At 66.4% G+C, this 6833-nt stretch carries 8 protein-coding genes and 1 other RNA gene; 3 read left to right on the top strand and 6 right to left on the bottom strand.

The window, feature by feature from the left end:
- Together ACE3UY_RS16430 and fahA are read right to left on the bottom strand one after the other, a co-directional pair.
- Positions 1-557: hypothetical protein (locus tag ACE3UY_RS16430; RefSeq protein ID WP_374688573.1), on the bottom strand; the 557-nt coding region annotated here is incomplete at its 3' end.
- Between the two features lie 98 nt (positions 558-655).
- Positions 656-1921, bottom strand: coding sequence for a fumarylacetoacetase (fahA, locus tag ACE3UY_RS16425; RefSeq protein WP_374688572.1), 1266 nt, complete (start codon positions 1919-1921; stop codon positions 656-658).
- Positions 1922-2062: 141 nt separating this feature from the next.
- Here fahA and rnpB point away from each other — a divergent pair.
- The 3 genes from rnpB (at position 2063) to ACE3UY_RS16410 (ending at position 4169) form a co-directional block, all read left to right on the top strand.
- An RNA gene (gene rnpB, locus ACE3UY_RS16420) (RNase P RNA component class A) lies at positions 2063-2460 on the top strand.
- 63 nt (positions 2461-2523) lie between these two features.
- Positions 2524-2991 carry a low molecular weight protein-tyrosine-phosphatase gene (locus ACE3UY_RS16415; RefSeq protein WP_374688571.1) on the top strand — a complete coding sequence of 156 codons (468 nt, stop codon included), beginning with the start codon at positions 2524-2526 and terminating at the stop codon, positions 2989-2991.
- On the top strand, positions 2946-4169 hold the full coding sequence (locus ACE3UY_RS16410; RefSeq protein ID WP_374688570.1) for an NAD(P)/FAD-dependent oxidoreductase: 1224 nt from the start codon (positions 2946-2948) through the stop codon (positions 4167-4169). Before ACE3UY_RS16415 ends, ACE3UY_RS16410 begins: the two co-directional genes overlap by 46 nt.
- A 57-nt stretch (positions 4170-4226) precedes the next feature.
- On the opposite strand, the gene ACE3UY_RS16405 is transcribed toward ACE3UY_RS16410, so the two are convergent.
- From ACE3UY_RS16405 to ACE3UY_RS16390, 4 genes are all read right to left on the bottom strand, one after another.
- Positions 4227-4601, bottom strand: coding sequence for a response regulator (locus ACE3UY_RS16405; protein ID WP_374688569.1), 375 nt, complete (start codon positions 4599-4601; stop codon positions 4227-4229).
- 179 nt (positions 4602-4780) lie between these two features.
- On the bottom strand, positions 4781-4996 hold the full coding sequence (locus ACE3UY_RS16400) for a cold shock domain-containing protein (RefSeq protein ID WP_374688568.1): 216 nt from the start codon (positions 4994-4996) through the stop codon (positions 4781-4783).
- 235 nt (positions 4997-5231) lie between these two features.
- Entirely contained in the window at positions 5232-5972 is a 741-nt protein-coding gene (locus ACE3UY_RS16395) for a GNAT family N-acetyltransferase (RefSeq protein ID WP_374688567.1), read from the bottom strand.
- Complete coding sequence (locus ACE3UY_RS16390; RefSeq protein WP_374688566.1) at positions 5969-6712, bottom strand: nucleoside phosphorylase; 744 nt, start codon at positions 6710-6712, stop codon at positions 5969-5971. Before ACE3UY_RS16390 ends, ACE3UY_RS16395 begins: the two co-directional genes overlap by 4 nt.
- Positions 6713-6833 lie beyond the last annotated feature (121 nt).

Below are 6833 nucleotides of genomic sequence, written 5' to 3'. Positions count from 1 at the left end.
GTGACCGGGCCGCCGAAGCTGCCCAGCCACAGGCTTGCGCCGTCACTCACTTCTTCTATCTCGCCCCGCCACAACAGTTCGCGGTTGACGCGGGCCGTGACTGTCGCCCCGCCGCCCGCCCGCGCTACGTCCAGCCATATCTCATTGGCCTCGCCGCCGCGCACGTGGGGCCACGTTTGCCAGGGCAAGCGGTAAACCGGTTCGCTCCCATTGACCGCCTCCCAGATGGCGACGTAGCCGGCTGGCGACACGGCCACGATGAGCGCCCATTCCTCGCCCCCCAGCGCCAGGCCATAGCCGCTATCGATCTCGCCGGCGACGTGGGCGGCCGTCAGGCGGAGCGAGTAGGCCGGTGAGTCGGGCGGCAGCGGATCTCCCTGCGGCAATAGCATCTCGCCGCGCCCGTCCAGCGTGTGTGTCCCCGGCGTGGTCGCGGCGACGAGTGGGCCTAGCGGTCGCGGGTCAAATGCGCCCCCGGCCATGAGGGCCACCAGCCCGATGGCGACGATCCCTAGGGCCGCCGCGCCCTGTAATACCCGCCTTGAAGAGGAGTCCACCGCTCACCTTGACTCGCCGTTCGTAGTCAGGCAATTCATTGCTGTTCTTCCCGCGCCCGCAGAACGGCAATGAATTACCTGACTACGAACCGGCCTGCTTATTCCAATGCCGGCCGCACGAGCGCCGTAAGCTCCCCAAACCCAACCCGATATCCCTCCCCCTGACTCCATCCGGCCAATGTCAGCCGATCGCCATCCTCCAGATAGCGGCGCGTCTCCCCGGTGGGCAGGGGGATGGGGCGCGCGCCGCCCCAGGTCAGTTCCAGCAGGCAGCCCAGCGCGTCGGGCGTTGGCCCGCTGATCGTGCCCGAGGCCAGCAGGTCGCCCGGCCGCACGGCGCAGCCGTTGCTCGTCTGGTGGGCCAACTGCTGCGCCATGTTCCAGTAGAGGTGGCGGAAGTTGGTGCGTGTCAGCGTCAGCGGCGGCAGCCCCGCTTCGGCCATCGCCGCGCTTTGCAGCGTCGCCTCCAGGTGGATGTCGAACGCCCATGGCCCGGCGGCGCGCAAATAGGGCAGCGGCAATGGGTCTTGCGCCGGGCCGTGGCAGCGGAACGGCTCCAGCGCGGCCAGCGGCACGACCCACGGCGAGATGGACGTGGCAAAGCTCTTGCTCAGGAAGGGGCCGAGCGGCCGGTACTCCCAGCGCTGGATGTCGCGGGCGCTCCAGTCGTTGACGAGGACGAGACCGAAGATGTGGTCGGCCGCCGCGCCAGCCGGGATAGGCTCGCCGTGGCGGTTGCCGGGGCCGACGAAGAAGCCGACCTCCAACTCGAAATCCAGTTCGCGCGTCGGGCCGAAGACGGGCGCGGTCGCGCCGGGCGGAAGTATCTGGCCGCGCGGCCGGACGACGTCAGCCTCGGTCGGGAGGAGCGTACCGGCCCGGCCGTGATAGCCCACCGGCAGGTGCAGCCAGTTGGGCAGCAGCGCCGCTTCCGGCCCGCGAAACATCGCCCCCACGTTGGTAGCGTGTTCCCGCGACGAGTAGAAGTCGGTGTAGTCGCCCACAGCCGCCGGCAGCAGCAATTCGACCTCATCGCGCCGGTGGAGCGTCCGGCTCAGGGGTGGCGCAACCGGTCGCATGCTGGTCAGCGTCTCGGCCAGCAGGCGCTGCACCACCGCCCGCGCCTCATCCCAGGCGGCGCGGCCCAGGGCCATGAAGTCGTTCAGCGCTGGCCGGGCGAATACCTCCCCGCCGCGCAGCCCCGGCCCGGCGAAGACGCCCCCGGCCGCCAGCGCCGCCAGGTCGAGTACCCAGTCGCCGACGGCCACGCCAACGCGGGCCGGCTCCCCCGCGCCGGGACGGAAGACGCCGTAGGGCAGCGTGTGAAGCGAGAAGGGGGAGTTGGTTGGTATGGTCAGCAGCACGGGTCGCCTCCGGGGGGCGGGAATGAGTGCCGCCCGCCGTCTTTATAGTCGCGTTTGAGCGGTGGGGCAAGAAGGGGCGGAGCCGGCCCGTCTAGAGAGGGTGTTGCCGGACGGCCCAAATCCCGGTAGCATTAGCGATGGCAAGCTGGCTGGGCGATCGCGGTTCCGGTTCGCCGGGGCCGAGGAAAGTCCGCACTCCATAGAGCATGGCGCCGGCTAACAGCCGGGCGGGGCAACTCGACGGCAAGTGCAACAGAGAGGCGTATTGCCGGAAGGGGCGACTCTTCCGGCGAGGGTGAAACGGTGGTGTAAGAGACCACCGGCGGCGGCAGCGATGTCGCCGGCCAGGCAAACCCCGCCAGGAGCAAGGTCAAGCAGGGCGGAAGGCGCTCGTCGCCTACGGGGCTGCTCGTCCCGTCTGACGTCCGGGTAGACTGCACGAGGCGGTTGGCAACAACCGTCCCAGATAGATGATCGCCAGCGATGGACGGTTCGCCGCCCATCGCCCACAGAATGCGGCTTATAGGCCGGCTTGCCACAAGCTATAGACCTGACAGGTATCCTGAGGCCTGTCAGGTTTGGGTATGTGGAGAACCCGAGCCATGACTGTTCGTGTCCTATTTGTCTGTTTGGGCAACATCTGTCGCTCACCGATGGCCGAAGCCATCTTCCAAAGGTTAGTGGATGACGCCGGCCTGTCGCGGCGTATCGAGGTAGACTCGGCCGGAACCAGCGCCTACCACGTCGGCGAACTGGCCCATCCCGGCACGCGGCGCGTCCTGTCGCGCCACGGCATCGCCTATGACGGCCGCGCCCGCCAACTCGCACCCGGCGACGCGACCAACGGCAAGACCTACTTCATCGCCATGGACGCGGAGAACGCCGAGGTGCTGCGCGACCGGTTTGGCGACCTGCCCCACGTCCATCGTTTGCTCGACTTCGCCACCCATACCCCTGTCCACGACGTGCCCGACCCCTACTACACCGATAACTTCGACTACGTTTACCGCCTGGTGGAGGACGGTTGTCGCGGCTTGCTGGCGGCTATCCGGACGGACGAGGGGCTGTGATGGACGCGGCGCGCGAACATGAAGTGATCGTTGTCGGAGCAGGGCCGGCCGGGGCCACTACGGCTACCGCCCTGGCGCGCCAGGGGCGCGACGTGCTGCTGCTCGACCGCCACACCTTCCCCCGCGACAAGATCTGCGGCGACGCCATCTCGGCCGGCGCTGTTCACATCATGCGCGAATTGGGCATGGCCGACAAAATCGCCGCCGCCGAGGCCCGCGGCGAGTTCCACCGGCTGGACGGCATGCGGCTGGTATCACCCAGCGGCCATCTCATTCGGGCCGAGTTTCGCCGCGGCGTGGCGGGCGAGGACTCCTACGTCGCCCCGCGCCGCTACTTTGACGCGGTTATCCACAAACAGGCCGTCGAGTGTGGCGCGCAGTTTGTCCAGGCGGAAGTGAAGGAGCCGCTGCTGGAGGACGGCCGCGTTGTGGGCGTGCTGGCCCGCCAGAATGGCGAGGTGAAGGCCTACCGCTCGCGCGTCGTCGTCGGCGCGGACGGCGTCACCTCGACCATCATGCGCCACCTGCGGCCGGAGCCGGCGCAACACGTCGATCGTCATCGCGCTGTCGCCCTGCGGGCCTACATCGAGGATCTGGAACTCTACCCGCACGAGATCGAGTTCTTCCTCTACGACGAGATTTTGCCCGGCTATGCCTGGATTTTTCCCGCCGGCGACCACGTTGCCAACATCGGTCTGGGCATGCGGTTGGACGTGTTTCGCGGTCTCAAGAAGAACCTGAAGCAAATGCTGCGCGATTTCCTGGACATGCCGGCCATCCGTGAGCGCCTGACGCGGGGCGGCGTGGTGCGCGACGTCGCCAGTTGGCAGCTCAATTTTGGCTCGCAGAAGCGGTTGCAACACGCCTACGACGGGGCGTTGCTGGTTGGCGACGCCGCCGGCTTCATCGATCCTCTGACCGGCGGCGGCATCTACAACGGACTGGTTTCCGGCGTGCTGGCCGCCGACGTGATCGATGGGGCGCTGCGCGCGGGCGACGTCTCGCGCGAGAGGTTGCGCGCCTATGAGCGGCGTTGCAATGAGAAGATGTGGTCAACGATGCGCAAATCCTACCTCTACCAGCGCATCCTGATGAATTATCCCAGCGTGGTCGATGCGGGCATCCGCTATCTGGGCCGGCACAATGGGGTGGCGAAGACCTTCCTGTCCAAACTATAAAATTAGGAATTAGGAATTAGGAATTAGGAATTGTGAATCCAGAGATACCTTTGATTCCTAATTCCTAATTCCTAATTCCTCTGCAATCCGCGCCGGCAGCTCGAAGACGGACATGCTCTTGGTGTAGAACACGTTCGCTCCGGCGGCCAGGCACGTTTCACGCACGCCGGGCCGGGTGTTGGCGGTGTAGATAACAATGCATGGCGGGCACTCCGGCCGCTGTTCGCGCAGACGCCGGCACACCTCCACCCCATCCATCTCCGGCATCAAAATATCGAGCAGGATAACGTCGGGCACGTCGGCGGCGAGGCTGTTCAGCGCCTCCGCGCCGCTCGACACGCGTCGCACAGGGCAGCCGAAACGCTCGAAAACCACCTCGTAGAGGTTAGCTAGAGACAGGTTGTCATCGACGATCAACACCGAATAGGACATGGCAGCCGCACAGCTATGGGATTCAGTGGAACGTGGAGTATACAACGAAAAAGCTGAGGCTGCTAGAGAAAGCGAAAAGCCCGCGCAAGGGCGGGCAACGGACTTCCCAATACACGATTCTTCTACTTGACGGACTCTGTGGAGTCTCCGGTACTCCCGGGCCGGAGACGAGGGGCTGGCTACTCCCGCTTAGCCATTACATTCTGCGCCTGCGGGCCTTTGCCGCGGTCGATCAACTCATACTCGACTTTATCGCCCTCATACAAGTTGCGATAGCCGTCGCCGCGAATGGCCGAGTAGTGGACAAACACTTCCTCGCCGTTCTCGTCGGAGTTGATGAACCCGTAGCCCTTCAACCGGCTAAACCACTTGACGATACCAGTCTTGCGAAACATGCTACCAATACCTCCACATCGGTCCTACTGATACAGGTGAAATTCCACTTCGTGGAAGCCCCAGATAAAGCACCGTTCCCATAAGATCTGGGAAACGGTGCTTTATCTTCAGCTTGCTACCAATACAGGTGCGACCCAAAACTACCAATACGAGTAAACTTACTCGCAGAGTATCATAGGAGGGGGAGGGGGGTCAACGGGGCCAGACGATATTTCACGCCTTGTTCACGGCCTCTCAACGCTCTTTTAGGGTCGCCTGGAGCATGATCTCTCTGACGCCGGTGTCCACAAAACCGACGCTTTCGGCCAGGTGGATCGAAGCGTCATTGTCTTCCGCGACGACGTAGAGGGGAGCGCGTCCGCTGTCCAGCAACTCCTGGCTGATCGCGGCCACGACGCTGCGGCCCCAGCCCTGGCGGCGGTGCTGCGGCCGGGTATTGACGGCGATCTCGGCGAACGCAGGGGATTGCCAGTTGAGCGAGGCGCTGGCGACGACCTCTTCCTCGCCGCTCTGACTGGAGCGGATGATGTAGCGCGGCAGATTACCCGGCCCCAGCGAGCGCGTTACCAGCACGTTGATGATCGGCTCGAAGCGGGCCGGGTCGAGCGCATAGAGGCGCAGCCGCTCTTCCGACTGGATGTCGAAGAGCGCCTGGATGAGCGGCAGGTAGCGCGACGGGATACTCAGGATAACTGGCTGCCCCGGCCCCAACGCCTGGCGGATCAGGCGGGCCGCGGCCTCGGTCGCGTCGGCGGCATGGTCAGTCGGCAGGCGCATGGTGACCAGCGGCCGGAACAGGTCGATGCCCGTGCGCGACAGGGCCACGTACCCCGCCGGCCGCTCTTCCGGGGCGGCGACCAGCGTCGTCCGCTCCTCGGCGTGGTGCAGGGCGTAGTAGGCGGCCATCGCGTCGGCCGGCTCGCGCTCGCGCAGCAGGAAACGAATGGCCCGCCGCAGTTGCCTGAGGTTGCTCATGCCGCGCCCGCCAGCGCTTCCAGCGCGCAATCGATGGCCGCGTCCACCCCGGCGCGCACGATGTCGCGGCCGGGCTGGTAACTCTCCATGCTTTCCGCCGCTTCCAGGACATTGCCGTCCACCACCAGGATGGCCGCCGTGTTCGCGCCGCGCAGGCTGCCGACGAGGAAGAGCGCCGCGCACTCCATCTCTACCGCCAGCACGCGGGCCTGTGACATGGCGCGGTAGTCGGGTGCGGCCGGCGCGGCCACCCCGGCGTAGAAGTTGTCGCGCGACAGGACGATGCCCATCCGCGCCGTGTGGCCGGCCGCGGCCACAGTCCGCGCCAGGCCCAGGCTCAGCGCCGGGTCGGCCACGGCCGGGTAGCCGTCCGGCACGGTCTCGCGGCCATAGCCATTGTTCTGCACGGCGGCCGTGGCGACGATCAGCTGGCCGGCGTGGATGTCGGGCTGGAGCGCGCCGCACGTGCCGACGCGCAGGATCGTTTGCGCCCCGGCGGCGATTAGTTCTTCAAAGGCCACCGCCGCGCCCGGCGCGCCGACGCCGTGGGAGCAGACGGTGATGGGCCGGCCGCGGTAGTGGCCGTGGTGCGCCCGGTATTCGCGCCGGTGGCTGAGCAGCGTGGCGTCGTCCAGCTTTCCGGCGATGCGGTCGGCCCGCGCCGGGTCGCCGCAAACGATGACCAACGGACTGACCGCGCCGATGGGCAAGCCGGTGATGGGGAGTTCGTATTGGGTCATAAGGTTAGATAGACCTGACCGGTGTCGGGCGGTGGGGGGCCACCCCCCGCACCGGGGAGGGGGGGTAGTCGTCTAATAATCCACCCGCGGGGTGGGGGTTGGGGGCCGCGTAGCGCAACTC

The sequence above is a fragment of the Promineifilum sp. (SeqCode) genome (assembly GCF_041918635.1).
GTDB lineage: Bacteria > Chloroflexota > Anaerolineae > Promineifilales > Promineifilaceae > Promineifilum.
The sequence above is the reverse complement of the archived record's forward strand: the minus strand, read 5'-3'. Positions and strand labels throughout refer to the sequence as shown.